The 18,456-nt window shown below is 63.1% G+C and carries 17 protein-coding genes and 1 pseudogene; 8 read left to right on the top strand and 10 right to left on the bottom strand.

Annotated elements, in window-relative coordinates:
• Window positions 1–7 precede the first annotated feature (7 nt).
• The 5 genes from OOZ51_RS13045 (at window position 8) to OOZ51_RS13025 (ending at window position 4,199) form a co-directional block, all read left to right on the top strand.
• Window positions 8–1,189: a mandelate racemase/muconate lactonizing enzyme family protein gene (locus tag OOZ51_RS13045; protein ID WP_265980075.1), complete on the top strand. Its 1,182-nt coding sequence runs from the start codon at window positions 8–10 to the stop codon at window positions 1,187–1,189.
• Window positions 1,186–1,524: an L-rhamnose mutarotase gene (locus OOZ51_RS13040; RefSeq protein WP_265980074.1), complete on the top strand. Its 339-nt coding sequence runs from the start codon at window positions 1,186–1,188 to the stop codon at window positions 1,522–1,524. The genes OOZ51_RS13045 and OOZ51_RS13040 overlap by 4 nt, the downstream gene beginning before the upstream one ends.
• Window positions 1,521–2,369 carry an amidohydrolase family protein gene (locus OOZ51_RS13035; protein ID WP_265980073.1) on the top strand — a complete coding sequence of 283 codons (849 nt, stop codon included), beginning with the start codon at window positions 1,521–1,523 and terminating at the stop codon, window positions 2,367–2,369. The genes OOZ51_RS13040 and OOZ51_RS13035 overlap by 4 nt, the downstream gene beginning before the upstream one ends.
• A 76-nt stretch (window positions 2,370–2,445) precedes the next feature.
• Window positions 2,446–3,306, top strand: coding sequence for a fumarylacetoacetate hydrolase family protein (locus OOZ51_RS13030; protein WP_265980072.1), 861 nt, complete (start codon window positions 2,446–2,448; stop codon window positions 3,304–3,306).
• A gap of 149 nt (window positions 3,307–3,455) precedes the next feature.
• Window positions 3,456–4,199 (top strand): SDR family NAD(P)-dependent oxidoreductase, encoded by a 744-nt coding sequence (locus OOZ51_RS13025; RefSeq protein WP_265980071.1) that lies wholly within the window; start codon window positions 3,456–3,458, stop codon window positions 4,197–4,199.
• Between the two features lie 89 nt (window positions 4,200–4,288).
• Here the strand turns inward: OOZ51_RS13025 and OOZ51_RS13020 are convergent, their stop codons facing one another.
• Together OOZ51_RS13020 and OOZ51_RS13015 are read right to left on the bottom strand one after the other, a co-directional pair.
• On the bottom strand, window positions 4,289–5,104 hold the full coding sequence (locus OOZ51_RS13020; RefSeq protein ID WP_265980070.1) for a FadR/GntR family transcriptional regulator: 816 nt from the start codon (window positions 5,102–5,104) through the stop codon (window positions 4,289–4,291).
• A gap of 549 nt (window positions 5,105–5,653) precedes the next feature.
• Window positions 5,654–5,932 (bottom strand): annotated as a pseudogene (locus OOZ51_RS13015) (CoA-transferase); the annotation flags it as partial.
• 13 nt (window positions 5,933–5,945) lie between these two features.
• Between OOZ51_RS13015 and OOZ51_RS13010 the strand changes: the two are divergent.
• A complete protein-coding gene (locus OOZ51_RS13010) occupies window positions 5,946–6,080 on the top strand; it encodes a zinc-binding dehydrogenase (RefSeq protein ID WP_265980154.1) in 135 nt (44 codons plus the stop codon).
• Window positions 6,081–6,864: 784 nt separating this feature from the next.
• Here OOZ51_RS13010 and OOZ51_RS13005 read toward each other — a convergent pair.
• The 5 genes from OOZ51_RS13005 to OOZ51_RS12985 all read right to left on the bottom strand — a co-directional run bounded on the left by OOZ51_RS13005 (window position 6,865) and on the right by OOZ51_RS12985 (window position 11,613).
• Window positions 6,865–7,170, bottom strand: a complete 306-nt coding sequence (locus OOZ51_RS13005) for a hypothetical protein (RefSeq protein WP_265980068.1) — start codon at window positions 7,168–7,170, stop codon at window positions 6,865–6,867.
• A 607-nt stretch (window positions 7,171–7,777) separates the two neighbouring features.
• Complete coding sequence (locus tag OOZ51_RS13000) at window positions 7,778–8,707, bottom strand: TauD/TfdA dioxygenase family protein (RefSeq protein WP_265980066.1); 930 nt, start codon at window positions 8,705–8,707, stop codon at window positions 7,778–7,780.
• 40 nt (window positions 8,708–8,747) lie between these two features.
• The gene (locus OOZ51_RS12995; RefSeq protein WP_265980065.1) at window positions 8,748–9,656 is read right to left on the bottom strand and encodes an ABC transporter permease; all 909 of its coding nucleotides are present in this window, start codon (window positions 9,654–9,656) and stop codon (window positions 8,748–8,750) included.
• Window positions 9,656–10,579, bottom strand: a complete 924-nt coding sequence (locus OOZ51_RS12990; protein ID WP_265980064.1) for an ABC transporter ATP-binding protein — start codon at window positions 10,577–10,579, stop codon at window positions 9,656–9,658. Before OOZ51_RS12990 ends, OOZ51_RS12995 begins: the two co-directional genes overlap by 1 nt.
• 2 nt (window positions 10,580–10,581) lie before the next feature.
• Window positions 10,582–11,613, bottom strand: coding sequence for an ABC transporter substrate-binding protein (locus OOZ51_RS12985; RefSeq protein WP_265980063.1), 1,032 nt, complete (start codon window positions 11,611–11,613; stop codon window positions 10,582–10,584).
• Window positions 11,614–11,961: 348 nt separating this feature from the next.
• Between OOZ51_RS12985 and OOZ51_RS12980 the strand changes: the two genes are divergently transcribed.
• Complete coding sequence (locus OOZ51_RS12980) at window positions 11,962–13,359, top strand: LLM class flavin-dependent oxidoreductase (protein WP_265980062.1); 1,398 nt, start codon at window positions 11,962–11,964, stop codon at window positions 13,357–13,359.
• Window positions 13,360–13,410: 51 nt separating this feature from the next.
• Here the strand turns inward: OOZ51_RS12980 and OOZ51_RS12975 are convergent, their stop codons facing one another.
• Complete coding sequence (locus tag OOZ51_RS12975; protein ID WP_265980060.1) at window positions 13,411–14,268, bottom strand: phosphatase PAP2 family protein; 858 nt, start codon at window positions 14,266–14,268, stop codon at window positions 13,411–13,413.
• A gap of 195 nt (window positions 14,269–14,463) precedes the next feature.
• On the opposite strand from OOZ51_RS12975, the gene OOZ51_RS12970 reads away from it, so the two are divergent.
• Window positions 14,464–16,077 (top strand): phospholipase D family protein, encoded by a 1,614-nt coding sequence (locus tag OOZ51_RS12970; RefSeq protein WP_265980058.1) that lies wholly within the window; start codon window positions 14,464–14,466, stop codon window positions 16,075–16,077.
• Window positions 16,078–16,136: 59 nt separating this feature from the next.
• Here OOZ51_RS12970 and OOZ51_RS12965 read toward each other — a convergent pair whose 3' ends face one another.
• Window positions 16,137–17,372 carry a fatty acid desaturase family protein gene (locus OOZ51_RS12965; protein ID WP_416346381.1) on the bottom strand — a complete coding sequence of 412 codons (1,236 nt, stop codon included), beginning with the start codon at window positions 17,370–17,372 and terminating at the stop codon, window positions 16,137–16,139.
• A gap of 40 nt (window positions 17,373–17,412) precedes the next feature.
• On the bottom strand, window positions 17,413–18,456 hold the full coding sequence (locus OOZ51_RS12960) for an aldo/keto reductase (RefSeq protein ID WP_265980056.1): 1,044 nt from the start codon (window positions 18,454–18,456) through the stop codon (window positions 17,413–17,415).

Genomic DNA, 18,456 nt, shown 5'->3' with positions numbered 1-18,456 from the left:
ACAACGAATGAAAATCACCGGATACCGCAGCCTGAGCACCATCCACGACTGGGGTCGAATCACCGGCGACGTCAACGGTGTCCAGGCCGGCAACACGACACCTGTCCCCGTGCTGATCATCGAGACCGACAGCGGCATCGAGGGCGTGGGCCTCGGCGCGCACACCGACATCGCGCGGGTATTCCCCGCCATCGACGGTGAGGACCCCAGATCGGTCGTGGCCCTCTACGACCGGATGCTCGACTGGGTGTTCAAGGCCGGCCACTCCGGCGCCACATTCGGCACCATCGGAGCCGTCGACATGGCCCTCTGGGACATCAAAGCAAAAGCGTCCGACGAACCGCTCTGGCGCCTGCTAGGCGCCCGCGAGAGGTTCGTGCCCGGATACGCCTCCGGCCTTGAATACGGCCTCAACGGCACCGAGCTCGCCGACCTCTACGACCAGTTCGCGGACCGAGGGTTCAAGGCAGCGAAACTCAAAGGAGGCCGCGACCTCGACCGTGATCTGCCGCGATTGGAAATGGCGCGGGACATCTTCAGCCGCAACGCGCGCAGACCCGCAATCATGCTGGACGCGAACGAATCCTGGAATCACGCGCAGGCCGCACGCTACATTGCTGCCATCGAGGAGCGCATGGACCTGACCTGGGTAGAAGAACCCTTGCGCCGCTGGGATGCGGCCGGCATGGCCGCACTGCGCGGCAAGGTACGCACGGCGATCGCCACCGGCGAGAACCTGACCGGGCTGGAACAATACCGGCCGCTCCTGGACGCAAACGCCGTAGACATCGTGCAGGTCGGAAACGTCTGGGGCATCACCCACTTCCTGCGCGTGGCAACACTCGCCCACAGCCGGGACCTGCCGGTGAGTCCCGTCGCGTACAACGCGAATCCGGTCGCCCACGCGGCCGCGGCAGTGCCGAACCTCCTCACCTTCGAAGTGCAGGATCTCCACTTCCCCGTCGGCCTGGACGTCGATCAGTCCTTCGAGGACGGAGGCATCATCCTCGGCGACCGCCCAGGCCTTGGCATCATCGTGGACGAGTCACAAATGTCCCCCGCTGAGTCGACTCCGGTGAGCCCTGCGATCACGGGACCGCACATCCGACCCGAACGCGCTGCCCTCAGGCTCGTCGCCGAGCCCGACGTCATCGACGTCCCGGCCGTTCCTGTAAGGTCCGTCTCGTGACGCAGGTGCCCGAACGTCATGCCTTCGTCGTCGGTGTCCGGCCCCAGAAACGAGACGAGTACCTGGTGCTGCACAGCTCAGTGTGGCCCGGGGTCGAGCAGAAACTGCTCCAATGCAATGTGCGCAACTACAGCATCTTCATCTTCGGCGATGTCCTGTTCGCGTACTACGAATACATCGGCGAGGACCACGAAGCCGACATGCAACGGATCGCGGCAGACCCCGTGTCCCAGGAGTGGTGGACGCACACCGACCCGTGCCAGGTACGAATCGCGGAGGAACGGAACCCCGGGTCACTCTGGCAGCCCATCGACGAAGTATGGCATCTGAAATGAGCGCTCGTATCGACTCGCACGTGCACCTGTGGAACCGGGCCCTTGACCCGCAGGACTGGATCGACCCGGAGACCATGGCGGCGATCGACCAGGATTTCGGCACCGGCGAGCTCGGGACGATGCTCACCGAGACCGGAATGGATCAGGCGATCGTTGTCCAGCCGAGCAACAGTCTCAACGAAAGCATCCGGCTCGCACAGTCGGATCCGAGCGTCGTTGCCGGGCTGGTCGCCTGGGTGGACCTCACCAAGGACGTCGGCCCCCAGCTCGAGAGCATCCTGGCCACAGCATCCGTTCCGCTCGTCGGTGTCCGACACCTCGCCCACATCGACCCCGACCCGGCATGGCTGCTTCGAGATGATGTGGGGCGTGGCCTGGACGCGTTGGAACGGGCGGGCCTGTGCTTCGACCTCGTACTTCGCCACTGGCAGCTTCCCCAGGCGGCCGGTGTCGCTGCCCGTCACGAAAAGCTGACGTTCGTGCTCGACCATCTCGGCGGCCCGCCCGCGCCAGGGGTAGAGGCGGGCGTCTGGGAGTCGGGCTTCCGCGAGCTCGCGCGGCTTCCGAACGTCGTGGCCAAAGTCTCGGGGCTCACGTCAGGCCTCGTTCCCGGGAGTTGGGCGGCAAGGGATCTGCGCTATGCCATCGAGCCTGCTCTGGAGGCATTCGGTCCCCACCGCCTGATGTACGGTACCGACTGGCCCTTGGCCGAACTCGGCGGAGGCGCTGGCCCCTGGAAAAACGCTCTTGAGACCTTGCTCGAAGGAGCACGCCAAGACGACCGCGATCGGTTGTTCGGGACAACCGCCGCCGAGGTCTATTTGAAGCAAATCCCGGTGCGCTGACCGCTGTCGGCTGGATACCCGCTGCCAACACCACCTCTTGCCCGAGAAATTCACCAATATCATCAGGAGACCATCCATGTATCTCATGCGGATCGGGGCGCCCGGCTCTGAAAAGCCGATCGCCCGCGTCGATGACGAAACCTACGTTGACCTCTCGGACGTTGTGTCTGATTTCAACGAACACTTCTTTGCCGGCGGCGGACTAGCTCAAATCAAAGAGATCGTCGCGGCAAGGATTACTGCCGGGGATGTGAAGGAATTCAGGGCAGAGAGGATCGGGGCACCGATAGCACGCCCGCACCAAATTCTGTGCATCGGACTGAACTACAGCGATCACGCGGCCGAGACCGGGCAAACCGTACCTGACGAACCCATCCTGTTCATGAAGTCGCCCAACACCCTGATCGGCCCTTACGACGACGTTCGGATCCCGCGTGGATCGACGAAGACGGATTGGGAGGTCGAGTTGGGTATCGTCATCGGGAAGAGGACTAGCTACCTCGACAGTATCGACGAAGCCCTCGATTCGATCGCCGGATTTGTTGTTGTCAACGATGTCAGCGAACGCGAGTTCCAGATCGAGCGCGGCGGGCAGTGGTCCAAGGGAAAATCTGCGGAGACCTTCAACCCGGCCGGGCCTTGGTTCGTGACTCCGGATGAAATACTCAATGTCCTCAACCTGGACATGTGGCTGGACGTCAATGGCATCCGCCGCCAAAAAGGATCCACGTCCACCATGGTCTTCGACCCCTACTTCATCGTTCACTACCTCAGCCAATTCCTCGTTCTTGAGCCAGGAGACCTGATCAACACCGGGACGCCTCCCGGAGTCGGGCTGGGCTTCACCCCTCCCATCTGGCTCCAAGCCGGTGACGTCATGGAACTGGGCATTGCTGGCCTTGGCAGCCAACGCCAGAACGTAGTCGGGCCAAAGTAGACTCCCCGGGCAGCGACGCCAAAGGGGAAAAATCGGATCGTGGCTGTTGCCGGAGCCGGATCGGAGCCACCTCGTTATTCTGCGATGAGAACCTAAGAAACGCAGATCGCGCCGGGGCCCAGTTACTTCTTAAACACCAAGGAGGCATCATGAACGAGTTCAAGGGTTTTGTCGCCATCGTCACTGGAGGAGCAAGCGGCATCGGGGCCGCGACAGCAGCTCTTCTGGTCGCGCGCGGAGCCAGTGTCGTTATCCTGGACCGCGACGTCGAATCTGTTCCAAACAGTCAGCTCGGCGTTAAGTGCGATGTCACCGATGACGGGCAGGTCAGCGCCGCTGTTGCCGCTGTGGCCCGGCAATTTGGCGGCATCGATATTCTCATCAACAATGCCGGCATTGGTGCCGTTGGTGACGTCAGCGCCAACGGCGACGAAGAATGGCACCGGGTTCTGGACGTCAATGTGGTGGGAATCGCCCGCCTCACCCGGGCGGCCCTTCCCCACCTCCGGGCATCCTCGCACGCGTCAGTCGTCAACACATGCTCGGTCGTTGCGTCAGTCGGTGTCCCTAACCGTGTGTTGTACGCAGCCAGCAAGGGTGCCGTGGCAGCCATGACACTCTCTATGGCTGCAGACCATGCGCCGGAGGCAATTCGAGTCAACGCAGTCACCCCCGGTACGGCAGACACTCCGTGGGTCGGGGGCCTGGTTGAGAACGCCGACAACCCCGACGCTGCTGCCGCGGCATTGCGCGACAGACAACCCATGGGCCGGCTTGTCACCGCAGGAGAAGTCGCGCACGCCATCGTCTACTTGGCATCCCCCCTTTCCGGTTCGACCACGGGAACACTACTTGCCGTCGACGGAGGTATGGCGGGACTTCGCCTGCGATAAGACTTAACGACACGAAGGCTGTATCGAAAGTGACGGGGCCTAAACCGCTACAGGGATCTTGCTCTGAGGGGCAGGCTGAGCGACTACGATCAGTTGTTCGGGACGACCGCGGCCGAGGTCTCTTTGTCCTTTTTAGCCGCAACAACGCCGCCCCGGGCCCGGGGCGCATGATCGGGAAGCCGGCGGCGCTCCCATGCGATGTGTATGTGGTCGTTCATCGCCTTCTCAGCGCCCACGACATCCTTGCGCGCGATGGCTTCGATGATCGCGGCGTGCTCGTCCAATGTCCGCGCGACCGCGTCCGGCGGGTTGATCCCCTGATATCGACTCGATTCGACGGCTCGCTTATATAGGTGCTTCGCGATGTTTTCAGCAAGCCGGTTTCGGGAGATCTCCATGACTGCGAAGTGGAAGATCAGATCCGCCTGCCGGAACGAGTCAGTCTCCGATTCGCTCTCCCGCATCGCCGTTAATGCATTCTCCAATCGCCGTAGCTCTTCGGCTGTGCGACCCTCGGCCACAGCCCCCGCCATCGCCGATTCGAGACTCGCCCGCACCACCGTCAGCTCGTCAAGCACGCCCACGGTCTCATCGTTGTCGATCAACGCCGAGAGTACGACCGGGTCGAGCATGTTCCAATACCCGGGTGCCCGTACTTGTGTGCCACGGCCCTGCGAGACGATGACCAGCCCTTTCTCTTCGAGTCGTTTGACCGACTCGCGCAATACTGTGCGGCTAACGCCGAAGTGTTCGCTGAGAGGCCCCTCAGGCGGGAGCAGGTCATCCTCCTTGAGCTGCCCGGTCACGATCAAATCGACTAATTCGGCCACCACCGCGACTCCTAAACGTCCGGCCGGAAGCCGCTGGGGGATGAGACGAGTCACTGCCAACGGATCATTCATCATAGGTATGACCTTACACTTGCGTCGGGCGATATTTGAATACTAGAACGGATCGACGGTCGATCCAGGATCATCCGCCGACGGTTCCGCATTCTGCTGAAACCCCATCGACACTTGCGGTTGTGTTCCAGCGATCAGCATTTGAAGACACAGCCTCGGGGCCACACGATCGCGAGGCCACCAGGCGGCTCCTGGAAGAGCGACACTATTCGTACGTCTGTTCCCGCTTACTTGATTCGGGTGAACTGCATGCCCGAGCTGGTGGTACTACGCGCCCGTGGCTTAATGGTGAGGGCAGATACGTCCGTGTAGCCGGGGCGAAGAAGGATGGACTCAGTCACAAGGGGTGAGGCGGTTCAGTCCTGACAAGGGCGTGCTGGATGGTGCCGTGTCGGCCATCGAAACAATCACTTGCCGCCGCCTTGTTGAGTTGACCCATGAGTTGGCGGTTCGCCTCCCGGGCGGCACCCAGTTCTTCCTCCTTGTCTCGCAGCTTGGCTTGTTGTTCTTGGACCTCGTTCTGCAGTGTCTGGTTCTGCTCCGCGAGGGCGGGTCGCTGATGATGCGGTCGATGATGCCCGCGCCGGTGAGCGGAAGGTCGCGTTCGGCGACGATCTTCGGGGTGTCGTCTTGCGAGACGTGGTCGGTGACCACGACCACCACGCGCGGAGTGCCGGCGGCCAAGTCCATCGCGCCACCCATGTCTTTCACGAGCTGACCTGGGATGGTCCAGCTGGCGAGATCGCCGTTGCCTGCGACCTGCAACGCCCCGAGGATCGCATTCGCCACATGCCCGCCACGGATCATCCCGAAACTGGTCACCGAGTCGAACTAGCCACCGGAAATCCTCCAAGAATTCTTGGACGCGGTGGAATCCGGTCAAGTTACCGTACCCATCGGCAGGACTTACGTCTTCGATGAGATAGTCCAGGCACGCCAAGACATGGAGGACGGATCCGTCTCCGGAAACTGGTGGTGACAGTGGGAGGAAGTGACAGCCAAGGCACCATCATCGAAACAGGAACCGACCACTACCGCCTCGCGCACCCTCTGGCCCAACAAGCCGCCAGCTAAGGTGGGCCCCACTCAAACTGCGATTAAACAGAAAAGTGGTACCGAAACAGATTGCTATTCTCACCCGGCGAGTATCCGGGTAACGGTGCAGGAGCGGCGCCGGTCTGCCGCGCTAAGAGTCTCCGTTATCGTCCAGACTTTCCGAGGCAGTTCGCCGAGGCGGGCATTACTGGGGGACCGCCATTGCAACCGACTCACCTTTAACTCACCCTAATCAGCGGCAAGCAATGACAATTCATCACCCATCGTTGCCTGCAAAAACCCTTAGAATCCGGGCGAAAATCCACAGATTCCAAGGGCATCGGGGCGCCCATGGCTAAAGCGGGGGTCGTCGGTTCGAATCCGACAGGGGGCTCCGATTGTGGCTTTGACCTGCGGATTTAGCATTGTGGGTGGTCTGGCTCTTAGTTTTTGACCCGGAGGGGTCGTCGGCTCGATTCCAGTAACCTTCACGCCGAGTGATCTCTACTTCAATTCGTGATTTCTTATCGTCCGGGTGTTCGGCATGGATGTCCCATTCGGCAAGGAAATGCAGAAGGACGATCCCTCGACCAAAGTGACCGCTTCCGCCCCAGCAGCGTGCCTGCGGGGTCGAGTTCGGACACGAGTCACGGCCGCAGGATCCAGGCGCAACGGACCGTCATCCTGCTCAAGAACGTTCTCACCCGCCAGGACAGGTCAGGGGGCGGTCAGGCGGCAATCACAGCGTCAGCGGATGACCGGACACCGATGTTGACATCTGACTGCTGGGGATCGATTAGGGCCGGAAGGCGGCGGGATTGCGAGCAACGGCGCAGTGCTTCCATGGCGGCGGCGTCGACGTTGGCCCCGGTAACGTCGATTTCAAGGGCCAGACCATGCATGAGGGCGTTGGCCCGCCTCACGACGACATAAAGGGCGTGGATGCTCCGGGAGGTTAGATGCCCATGGGCTGTGATGCGGACTTGGGCACCGTCGATGTTCATTCTCACGAGAAGCCGGATCTTTTCGGTCATGAGTCCTCTTCCGATCTGGAGCCGCGACGCTGCGGCCCGGAACAAAGACTAAACGCAGGATGTGATGCAGGCAACAGTTTCCTCTGCCGACTGCATAACTGATTGCGAACCCTCTCTTCTGACTCGCCCATGGCCCTTGAGGGAATCCTGACATAAGTTTTGAGCCACTACCCGCTGGCTGCCCCGTTGGGTTCAGACGAACGATGTGGGCGTTCAGGCGTGAACTTGAACGCGGGATCTGGCCGACGCCGATTCCCGACTGATGAAGACGTGAGGGAGAAACATGACGCTTGCTCGTGCTGGACATCGATTGGTCACTCATCGTCCCTGTGTTCCCGTAGCGCTGCCCAGGGTACCGGCTTGTGGGCGGTGCGGCCCAGGGTTTCCTTTGACCTTCCATGAGTATGTTCCAGCGGTCTATGCGGTCGATGGCAGCGGATTGCGGCCGCCGTCGGCAAGCTACAGCTGTGCCAGATGCGGTACCCGGGACAACCATCAGGTTCCGTCGGGCTGGGCGCCCCCTGAGTGGCAGTGGTATTCCTGAGCCGAAAGCCGGCCGGTGCCCGGGCCTGAAGGCCCGGGCACCGCGTCTGGGGTTTGCGACGGACTAGTTGAGTGGCGTGGGAACCGTCGGGGAATAGGCGGACGAATCCCCCTGGATCGACTGGCTCGGCTTGCCTTCCACGCCCACCGGGATGTCGCCGGCAATGGTCACGCGGTTGAGCTTGCGGGGCTGGCCGTCGTAGTTGTCGGGCGCGTAGTGCTGGGTGATGCGGTTGTCGAAGAGCACCAGCTGGTTCGGCTCCCAATTGACGCGCACCACGTTCTCCGGACGGGTGACGTAGGCCTGCAGCAACCGGATGATGTCCTTCGACTCCGTGTTGGAAAGCCCCACGATCCGCAGACGCTGCGCGAAGCCCCCAATGAACAATCCGCGCTCGCCGGTCAGGGGGTGGACACGCACCACGGGGTGGGCGGTTTCGAACTTGATGCGGGTGAATTCCTTGCGGCGTTCATCGGCGTTCTCATGTTCCAGGTTCTTCGGCACGGAGTAGTCGTAGTCGTTGGTGTGGATCGCCCAGAGGGTGTTCGCGAAGTTCCGGAGCTCGTCCGGCAGGTCCGCGTACGCTCCCGCCGATGACGCAATCAGGGTTTCGCCCCCATACGACGGAAGATCGATGCTGCGCAGGGTGGAAGCCTGCGGCGGGTTGACCACGAACGTGACGTCGGTGTGCCAATTGTTGGCTGAACCGTTCTCGCTGTCCACGGGGAGCACGTTCGCTTCGCCCTCCACGGAGGCCACGGTCGGATGCGCAGTGGTGAGCGGGCCGAAATGGCTGGCGAATTTCACCTGGGCCTCATCGCTGAGAATGTTGGCTTCCCGGAAGACGAGGGCCTTGTGTTCGTTGAGCGCGGCCCGGATCTGCCCCACGGTTTCCGGGGAGAGATCGCCGCTGAGGTCGAAGCCGCGGATTTCGGCGCCGATGCGGGAGCCGAGTTTGGCGAATTCCAGCTTGGTTTCGGTAACGACGGACATTTTTTGTTCCTTTTCTGGTTGTTATTGGATGGATTGGTGGTCAGGAACCGGCCCCGACGGCGGTGCGCCAACGGGAGAAGTGCCGTTCCAGGGCTACGAGGAGGAAATTCACGGCCAAACCCAGCAGGGACACCGTGAGGATCCCGGCGTACATGTCCGGGATGAGAAAACTGCTCTGGGCATTCACGATCAAGTAGCCGAGTCCGGCCTTTGCACCCACCATTTCGGCGGCGATCAACACCAAAATGGATGCCGTGCCGGCCATCCGGATACCCGTAAAAATGGTGGGCACCGCAGAGGGCAGGATCACCTTCCGGAACAGCGCGAGGCTCGAGAGGCCGAGCGACTTCGCGGCCCGGATGAGCAGCGGATCCACGGTCTTCACGCCGGCGATCGTGTTCAGCAGGACTGGAAAGAACGCCGCGTACGCCACGATGCTGATCTTGGACTCCTCGCCGATTCCCAGCAGCAGTGTAAAGACGGGCAGCAGGGCAAGCGCGGCAGTGTTGCGGAACAGTTCCAGGAGCGGGTTCAGCACGGAATTGAGCCGTCCGTACCAGGCGATCAGCAGACCGAGGGATACGCCAGCCACGAGGGCCGCGCCGAATCCCGTTACAGAACGGGTGAGGCTCGCGGCCAAATGCCCTTGGATGGTGCCGGATTCGAACAGCTTGCCCCACGCTGCCAGGACCTCGTGCAAGGGCGGCAGGAATACCCGGGTTGAGGGGCTGGCCAGATATGTCGGCCCGAGTTCCCAGAGAGCCAGGAACGCAAGGATTCCTGCGGCCTTCCACAGGCCGGAACCGGCGCGGGCGGCGGCCGCCCGCAAAAAGGCGAGTGTCGCCGTCGTGCTCCGACGCTCCTTCTCCGCGGGGATGGAGTGCCCGACGACGGGAGCTTGATTAGGTGCGGCGCTCGCCGCGGGCTGTTGCGCGAGTGTTGTGGTCATCAGGCTGCGCTCCTTTCGAGTGTTGATTCGTGTGTGCCGGCGGCTGCCGGCGCTTCATCCGGGGCTGTGCCGTCCGGCAGGATCTTGCGGTGGCCGGCGTCCTGGGCCAGACGGACTTCATCGTGCAACAAGGTCCAGACCTTGTGCCGTTGCTCGACGAAGGCGGGATGCGAGCGGATGTCGTCCTCGCCGTCGCGGTCCGGAATGTCCACGTCCACGATTTCCTTGAGCCGTCCGGGACGGGCGCTGAGGACGGCGACGCGCTGCCCCAAATACACGGCCTCGTCGATGCCGTGGGTGATGAAGACGATCGTCTTGCCCGTGGCCCGCCAGATCCGCAGGAGCTCGTCCTGGAGTTGCTCGCGGGTCTGGGCGTCCAATGCGGCGAAGGGTTCGTCCATGAGGAGCACATCGGGCTCGTAGGCGAGGCTCCGGGCAATGGCCACGCGCTGTTTCATGCCGCCAGATAGCTCATGCGGGAAGCGGTCTTCGAAGCCGGCCAGGCCGACCAGTTTGAGGTATTCGCTTGCCTTGGCGGCACGTTCGCGGCGATTGAGCTTGCGTCCGTCCGGGCCTTTGCCTTCGAGCCCGATCGACACGTTGGCCGACGCCGTTCGCCAGGGAAACAATGCGTATTGCTGGAAAACCACGGCACGGTCCTTCCCGGGTCCCGTCACCGGCCGGCCGTCCACCAATACCTCGCCGGAGGTGGGTGTGGACAGGCCAGCCAGGAGGTCCAGCAAGGTGGTCTTGCCGGAACCACTTGGCCCCACCAGGGTGAGGAACTCGCCGTCACGCACGTCCAGGCTCAGGGAATGAAGGGCGGTCAGAGTCGTGGGTTCTTTTGCGCTGGCCTTGGAGCCCCTGGCCGGGCGGACAACGAACTGCCTGGTGACGCTGCGGAGGCTGATCTTGGCGGTCATCACTATCCCTTCTTCGCTGTTGTTGCGAGTTCGTTTAACTTGTTGCTGTAGTACTTCGACGGCGTGAGATCGGTCTTGACAATCCCCGAACCCTTCAGCCACGAAGACCAGCGGGTGAAGTCCTCGTCCTTGATCACGCCGTTGTCGGGTACGCCTGGGCTCTTCCAGTACTGCAGGTTCGCGGTGCTTTCATTGCGTCCGCGGGCGTCGATGATCTTCTTGAAGCGCGCGATCACTTCGTCGCGAGGCGTCTCGGTCTCCCACTTGATGGCCTTGGCCACGCCTGTGGTGAAGGTCCGCGCGGTGTTCGGGTTCTTTTCGATGAAGTCGTTGCGGAGCACGATCTGTCCGCCGGCGAAGGTGCCGAAGAGTTCGTAGTCGTTGAAGAGCGAGCGCAGGCCACCGGCGGCGACGGCATGGTCCTGCAGGACGCCTCCCAAAGTTCCGACATCAACCTGACCCCTGCGGACGGCTTCCTCGGTGTCGTTGGGCGCCAGCGGGACAAGCTGTACTTGCTTTATGTCGTCCTGGCTAAGGCCGTTCTTGCTGAGGTACGTGTTGATGACCGCTTCGTAGTGGGCACCCAGGGTATTGACGGCGATTTTCTTGCCGATCAGGTCCTTGGCGGATTTGATGGGGCTGTCCGTTTTGACGTAGAAGCCGTTGAAGGTCTTCGCGTCTTCGCCGTAATAGTTGACGACGGCGGTCACAGGAGCGCCTGCCTCGATCAGCTTCACCACGGCTCCGGCGAACGCGCCGCCGAAGTCGGTCTGGTTGGTGGCCGCCGACTGGATGTCCTGCGGGCCGCTGGTGGTGTTGCCAACCCAGTTGAGTTTCATGTCACCCAGATAGCCGAGGTCCGCCGCCAGTTCGGGAAGGCCGACGCTGTTGGCAGAACCTTGGTAACGGAGTTCCTTGACCTCCGATTGGCCGGCTGTTTGGCCTCCTGCTTGGGCATTGCCGCCGCAGCCGGTCACCGTCAGCGCAAGTACGACGGCGGCCGCGACGCTTAGCAGGGGCTGGTGCAGTTTCATGGGAGCTACTTTCTGGGGGAGTGGATTCGTTGGTCCGGACTTGGTCTGGGGTAGATCACGGTTATCGGGTAGACCGAACTGCCGGTCGGAACGATGTAAGCGCATCTCTACGGGGCAGGGGAAGCCCGGCAGTAACGCCTGGAAACGCCGGGAAACCGGGGGAAATCCGGCGAAATGCCCCGCAATTCCAGGCAATGCGGAGACACAATCCGCTGGCGTTCCAAGGCGTCATAAGTAGCCCGGTTTCGTCCCGTTTAGCTTCCATTGCGGGTGCTGGCCAACGCGGTGGGGACCGTGCTTAGGTAGGGCCCTCCCCCAAACCCAACTTGACATCCAAGGAGCACCTCCATGAGTTCGCCGAATTTCAGTTCCCCGGTTTCCAGTTCTGCCCAGCGCACTCTCCACCTCAACGCCTTTTTGATGAGCACCGGCCACCACGAGGCCTCGTGGCGGCTGCCGGAAAGCGATCCGCGCTCCAACACCAACGTGGAGCACTACAAGCAGCTGGCCCGCACGGCCGAACGCGGCAAACTGGACTCAATCTTCTTCGCCGATTCGCCGGTCCTGTTCGGCGAGGTGGGCCGCCGTCCGGCCGGGAAGCTTGAGCCCACCGTGCTCCTGACCGCAATCGCCGGCGCAACAGAGCACATCGGGCTGATCGCCACCGCCTCCACCACCTACAACGAGCCGTTCAACTTGGCCCGGCGCTTCGCGTCCGTGGATTGGGTCAGCGGCGGTCGCGCGGGGTGGAACGTGGTCACCACTGCCGGGCCCGACGCCGCCCGCAACTTCGGCGTGGACGACCAGCCCGCCCACGCGGTCCGGTACGAGCGTGCCGCCGAGTTCATCGAGGTAGCACAGAAGCTCTGGGACAGCTGGGAGGACGACGCCGTCCTCGCGGACAAAGCCGACGGCGTCTGGGCCGACTCGGAGCGGATCCGCACCGTCGACCACGAAGGGAAGCACTTCAAGGTCCGCGGCCCGCTCAACGTGCCTCGCCCACCGCAGGGGCACCCGCTCATTGTCCAGGCAGGCTCGTCGGAGAACGGCAAGGACCTCGCCGCCCGGTACGCCGACGCCGTGTTCACCGCCCACCAGACCCTCACGGACGCGCAGGACTTCTATCGGGACCTCAAAGCCCGCACCGCCGCTGCGGGACGTGATCCGGAAACCATCAAGATCCTTCCCGGCATCGTTCCGGTCATCGGGTCAACCGAGGAGGAGGCCCGGGCGCTGGAACGGGAACTGGACCGGCTGATCAAGCCCGAATACGCGCGGATCCAACTGGCCAAGACCCTGCGCGTCGCCCCTGAGGACCTGCCCCTTGACCGCCCGCTGCCGGACAACCTGCCCAGCGAAGACGAGATAGAGGGCGCCAAGAGCCGCTACTCTCTGATCGTCCAGCTCGCCCGCCGCGAGAAGCTCACTGTCCGTGAACTAATCGGGCGCCTGGGCGGTGGCCGCGGTCACCGGACCTTCACCGGCACCCCGGTCCAGGTGGCGGACGCCATCCAGGACTGGTTCGACGGGGGCGCCGCGGACGGCTTCAACATCATGCCGCCCGTATTGCCCTCGGGGCTCGAGACATTCGTGGACCAGGTGGTCCCCATCCTGCAGGACCGCGGCCTGTTCCGCACCGAATACAGCGGCCGGACGCTGAGAGAGCACTACGGCCTGGAGCGCCCCGCGAATACCTACGCGGGCACCGTCGCGCCCGCGCTGACGTCTATCGGGTCGGCGCTGTAGTGGTCCGGTAGCTCAAGCTCAACCTGTTCATCTACTGCGCTCTCCTTGCTTTCATCCGCCCGGAGTCTCGCCCAGGGAGTGGTTGAGCTTTTCAGTCTTTCGGGCTGTGAGGTAAAGGCGGTGGGCAGTGATGACCACCACCAGCCAGGCGGCGCCGAGGGTCCAGGCCGCCAGGACATCGGTGAGCCAGTGGTGGCCCAGGAACACCCGGCTTAGGCCGATGGTCAGGGCGAAGAGGGCCGCTGCGGTCACTGTCCAGGCGCGGGCCCGGGGGGAGTGGAAACGCAGGATGATCACGTAGGCGATGATTCCGGCGATCACGAACGAGTTCAGCGAATGCCCGCTGGGAAACGAGGGGGAATACTCGTAGGGAGGCACGGCGTCGCTGAGCGGGGGCCGGGCGCGGCCGATGAGTTGCTTGCCAGCGATGGTCATGGACAGGGAGCCGGCCGCGGCGGTCACAATAAGGATCGCCGGGGTCCAGGAGCGGCGCCGGAGGACCAGCACGGCGGTGGCGATCACGGCCAGGATCGGCATCCCGATTCCTCCGCCCAGATCGGTGTAGGCAGTGGCTGCGGCGTCCAGTGCGGGGCTGCGCATGGTCATCGCTGCCTCCAGGACCGGGTGGTCCAGGGCGGCCACGCCATCTGCTTCTGTCACTGCCTCGTACACCCAGCCAGTCGTGAAGGCCAGCAGTGATGCGACTATGGCTCCGGCAGCCAGGATCAGGATCAGCACACCGTACGGGCCGAGACGGGTGCTGAGGCGTTGTGCGCGGGCGGCAAGCCACCTGCCGGCGGGGGTCTTCCACCGGGCCAGATCAGTGTTCCCGACGAACCGGTCGTCGGCGAGTTCGGCTTTGCCTCCGGCCGACTCGTGGTCTGACGTGCCTTGCGGGTGAACACCCATCGTCTTCCGCCTTTCCATCGCGCACATGTTTGATCAGTAAGCTTACCTTTCCGCGCTACCGGGGCGTCTCCGCGGCGGATGATCCTGCAGTGCCGCGAGCCTACGACCTGGGCGGTGGCATTAGCCAGAACAGTCGTAGGCTATTTGGAGACCGGACACTAGCGCCCTGGCCTGGGCCCCTGAAAGGAGCACTGAGTGGACAGTGATGCTGGTACGTGGTTCCTGAGTCGCGCTGAGCGCGGGAATCTTGCCACAGACATTCACGCGGGCATTGCCGGATCGCCATCCTGGTCGCACGGCAACCTTGTGCGGCCCCTGATTCATGGCGCGACATACTTCGCCCGCCTGCATGAGGAGCTCAGTTCCCTGCAGGCGGGAGACAGGGTGTGGTTCACAGACTGGCGGGGCGACGCCGACGAGCGGCTGTTGGCGGACGGACCGTCGATAGGGAACTTGCTCGCGGGGTTGGCCCGCGCGGGGGTGGAAGTGCGGGGCCTTGTCTGGAGATCCCACGGAGAGCGCGTATCGGCCCCGATGAGCGGCCGATCCAACGAGCTCATGAGTCGTAAGATCAACGACGCCGGCGGAGAGGTGCTGTTGGATCAGCGTGTACGCCTGTTCGGCTCCCATCACCAGAAAATGTTCGTCATCCGCCGTCGTGACGATCCGTCACGGGACGTCGCGTTCGTTGGCGGGCTCGATCTTTCCCACGGCCGTCGGGACGACGCCGACCACGCGGGAGACCCGCAAGCGGTGACCATGGATTCCCGGTACGGGAAGCGACCCCCGTGGCACGACGCCGCCCTCGAACTGCGTGGCCCCGTGGTCGCAGACGTGCTGGCAGTGTTCGCTGAACGGTGGAACGACCCCCATCCCTTGGACCGACGCACTCCGTACCGGATACTGCTGCAACGTCTGGCCCGAATGCCCCGGCACCCCGAACCGCTACCGGCCACTGCACCGCCACCACCACCGGCGGGCCCTCATGCGGTCCAACTGCTGCGCACCTACGGGGTGAAACGTCCTCCGTTCCCGTTCGCACCCGAGGGGGAACGCAGCGTTGCCCGCGGCTACGCGAAAGCCTTCGCCCGTGCCCGCTCGCTGATCTATATCGAGGACCAGTACCTGTGGTCGACAGAAGTCGCGGCCGGAATCGCAGCGGCCCTCGAACGGAACCCCGACTTGAACCTGATCGCCGTCGTACCCCGCTACCCCGACTCAGACGGTCCTCTAGCGGGACCGCCTAGCCGGATCGGGCAACTCCGCGCCCTCAGAATGCTGCGCCGGGTAGCACCCGGCAGGGTCGGCGTATTCGACCTGGAGAACAGCTCCGGAACTCCGATCTACGTCCACGCCAAGATCTGCATCATCGACGACACCTGGTTCACCTGCGGCTCGGACAACTTCAACCGCCGGTCCTGGACCACCGACAGCGAGCTCACCTGCGCCGTGATCGACACAACTGCCGACAACGGGGAACCGCCCGGCACGGAGACCGGCCACGACGCTTCCCGGCCGTTGGCCCACAGGCTCCGGCTCCAACTCTGGGCCGAACACCTGGGCCTGGACCAGAACGATCCCCAACTCCACGAGCCTGCCCCTGGGCTCAAACTTTGGAACAGCACCGCCGACGCTCTCGACCACTGGCACGAAACCGGGCGCCGCTCGCCTCGCCCCACCGGACACGTGCGACACCACACCCCAGAACCGGTGTCGTCCCTCCAACGTCTCTGGGCGGATCCCATCAGCCGCCTGGTCGTGGACCCCGACGGCCGTCCCCGCCGGCTCCGCGGCACCACCCAGTTCTAGGCAAGCAACTGTGCTGCAGCGGGAAACGGGTCGGGTCTCACGGCCCGTGTGTGTGTCGGTTAGCGTCGGTATTGGCCAGCGAGGGGGCAGGTGAACGGGTCCGCTGCTTTGAGTCCGACCCTGTTGAGGTAACGGATCACTATCGCGTACGAGTGCAGCAGCCCCGTTTCGGTGTAGGCGATCCCCGCCGCATCACAGTGGGCCTTGACCAGTTGGCGGACCTCGCGCAGGTGCGGGCGGGGCATATCCGGGAACAAATGGTGTTCGATCTGGTGGTTGAGGCCGCCCATGAGCAAGGTCACGAATCGTCCGCCGGCGATGTTGCGGGACGTGACAACCTGCCGTGTAAGGAAGTCCACCCGGCTGTTTTCGGGCAGGATCGGCATCCCTTTGTGATTTGGCGCGAAACTTCCTCCCATGTACAGCCCGAACACAGCGAGCTGCACGGCGATGAATGCAACGGCGACGCCGGGGGAGAGGACGAGGAAAATCAGTCCGATATAGGTACCGAAGCGCAGACCTAGGAGGGCCAGCTCAAGCCATCGGTACTTCACCGGCCTGCGCCGGAGCAAGTACTTCAACGAGTCAATGTGCAGCGTCCATCCGAGGAAAAAGAGCAGAGGGAAGAGTAGATATCCTTGGTGTTTGCCAAGGGCCCGGCCGAGTCTTCCACGGCCGCTGGGGATCTCGTTGTGGAAGATGACCGCACCCTGGGCGATGTCCGGGTCCTGATTGACCATGTTCGGGCGGGCGTGGTGCCGTGAGTGCTTGTCGGTCCAGTACGAGTAACTCATGCCCACTACCAGTGTGGCGATGAGGCGTGCAGTCCACTCGTTCGCGGGCCGGGACGCGAACACTTGCTGATGCGCCGCTTCATGGCCGAGGAAGGCGAACTGTGTGAAGACGACACCGTAGGCGCCTGCCACAGCCAGCTGAAGCCAGGTATCGCCCAAGAGGAAGAACACCACCGAGATTCCCGTCCCCACCACGGCCAGGATCGTCAGCAGAAGGAGATAGTAGCGTTGGCACCGCCAGAGCAACCCTGCATCCCGGACGGTCCTCAGGAGGCTCGCGTAGCTGCTTGTGATGCTGTTGATCCGGGTCCCGGGCGGGGCAGGTCGGGACGGGATCGCGAACGCGGGCACCGACGGTGAAGGCTGGTTGGTTAAGGACAAGGCGTTGCCTCCTCGGATGCGCTGATGATGCGCTGCCGGGGTCCGGGGCAACACAACAAGCCTAGGCGCGACTGGCCCCACCCGTCCAGAGGAATGGCGTCCTGGCCGGGAACATCTCATCTGGTCTTGTGGCTGATCCTTTGGGCGCCGGCTGCTGAGGTCAGTTGTGTGCCGGGACTCGATTTCTTGTGAGCAACGCGTCGATGATCGCCAACTCTTCTGCTTGGAAATCAAGGATTGTTACAGAGGCAACGTTGTCTTCGAGCTGCTTCACGCTCGAGGCACCTACAAGGGCAGACGCGACCGTCGCGCCCTTGTCCTGCTCGCGCAATACCCAGGCAATGGCCATCTGTGCCAGAGTCTGCCCGCGCCGGGCGGCGATGGCCGCGAGGTCATGGACGACGGTCATTTTCTGGTCAGTGAATGCGGATTCGGAGAAGAATCCCGTCGCCGCGCGGGAATCCTTGGGGATGCCGTGCGCGTAGCGCTCAGTGAGCAGGCCTCCTGCAAGGGGTGCGAACGCGATCGTCCCCGCGCCTTCGTCTTCTAGAACTTCCAAAAGGCTTGGTTCACCCTTTTCGATCCAACGGTCAACCATGTTGTAGTTCGGCTGATGGATCACCATGGGAGTACCCAGCTCCCGAAGGATTTTCGCGGCTTTGACAGTGTTTTCCGCTGAGTAGCTGGAAATGCCGGCATAGAGGGCGCGTCCCGATCGCACGGCGGTGTCCAGCGCGGCCATCGTTTCCTCAAGGGGGCTATCGGGATCGAAACGGTGGCTGTAGAAGATATCGACGTATTCCAGTCCCATCCGTTTGAGGGACTGATCCAGGCTTGCGAGCAGATACTTGCGGGAACCGCCGTCCCCGTACGGTCCAGGCCACATGCGGTAGCCGGCTTTCGTGGAGATGATCAGTTCATCCCGGAACGGAGAGAAGTCGTCTTTCAGGTGCCGCCCGAAGTTGGTTTCGGCCGAGCCGTCCGGGGTTCCGTAGTTGTTGGCGAGGTCAAAGTGGGTTATTCCGAGATCGAAGGCGCGGCGCAGAATCGCCCGTTGCGTTTCGAAAGGCTTTTCGTCTCCGAAGTTGTGCCACAGACCCAGCGATACTGCTGGCAGACGCAATCCGCTGCGTCCGATTCTGCGATAGGGCATGGCGGTCTGTCCGGCTGATTGGTACCGGCTTTCGGCAGGTTGGTACGACAT

It is taken from the genome of Arthrobacter rhizophilus (assembly GCF_026241105.1).
Classification (GTDB): domain Bacteria; phylum Actinomycetota; class Actinomycetes; order Actinomycetales; family Micrococcaceae; genus Arthrobacter.
Note: the sequence above shows the minus strand (reverse complement) of the source record. Positions and strands in the feature narration are given on the sequence as shown.

What these genes read in the sequence shown, in the direction of transcription:
- OOZ51_RS13045 (WP_265980075.1), top strand. Translation starts at nt 8, where the DNA reads ATGAAAATCACCGGATACCGCAGCCTGAGCACCATCCACGACTGGGGT.
- OOZ51_RS13035 (WP_265980073.1), top strand. Translation starts at nt 1,521, where the DNA reads ATGAGCGCTCGTATCGACTCGCACGTGCACCTGTGGAACCGGGCCCTT.
- OOZ51_RS13030 (WP_265980072.1), top strand. Translation starts at nt 2,446, where the DNA reads ATGTATCTCATGCGGATCGGGGCGCCCGGCTCTGAAAAGCCGATCGCC.
- OOZ51_RS13025 (WP_265980071.1), top strand. Translation starts at nt 3,456, where the DNA reads ATGAACGAGTTCAAGGGTTTTGTCGCCATCGTCACTGGAGGAGCAAGC.
- OOZ51_RS13020 (WP_265980070.1), bottom strand. Translation starts at nt 5,104, where the DNA reads ATGATGAATGATCCGTTGGCAGTGACTCGTCTCATCCCCCAGCGGCTT.
- OOZ51_RS13005 (WP_265980068.1), bottom strand. Translation starts at nt 7,170, where the DNA reads ATGACCGAAAAGATCCGGCTTCTCGTGAGAATGAACATCGACGGTGCC.
- OOZ51_RS13000 (WP_265980066.1), bottom strand. Translation starts at nt 8,707, where the DNA reads ATGTCCGTCGTTACCGAAACCAAGCTGGAATTCGCCAAACTCGGCTCC.
- OOZ51_RS12995 (WP_265980065.1), bottom strand. Translation starts at nt 9,656, where the DNA reads ATGACCACAACACTCGCGCAACAGCCCGCGGCGAGCGCCGCACCTAAT.
- OOZ51_RS12990 (WP_265980064.1), bottom strand. Translation starts at nt 10,579, where the DNA reads ATGACCGCCAAGATCAGCCTCCGCAGCGTCACCAGGCAGTTCGTTGTC.
- OOZ51_RS12985 (WP_265980063.1), bottom strand. Translation starts at nt 11,613, where the DNA reads ATGAAACTGCACCAGCCCCTGCTAAGCGTCGCGGCCGCCGTCGTACTT.
- OOZ51_RS12980 (WP_265980062.1), top strand. Translation starts at nt 11,962, where the DNA reads ATGAGTTCGCCGAATTTCAGTTCCCCGGTTTCCAGTTCTGCCCAGCGC.
- OOZ51_RS12975 (WP_265980060.1), bottom strand. Translation starts at nt 14,268, where the DNA reads ATGGGTGTTCACCCGCAAGGCACGTCAGACCACGAGTCGGCCGGAGGC.
- OOZ51_RS12965 (WP_416346381.1), bottom strand. Translation starts at nt 17,372, where the DNA reads ATGAGATGTTCCCGGCCAGGACGCCATTCCTCTGGACGGGTGGGGCCA.
- OOZ51_RS12960 (WP_265980056.1), bottom strand. Translation starts at nt 18,456, where the DNA reads ATGTCGTACCAACCTGCCGAAAGCCGGTACCAATCAGCCGGACAGACC.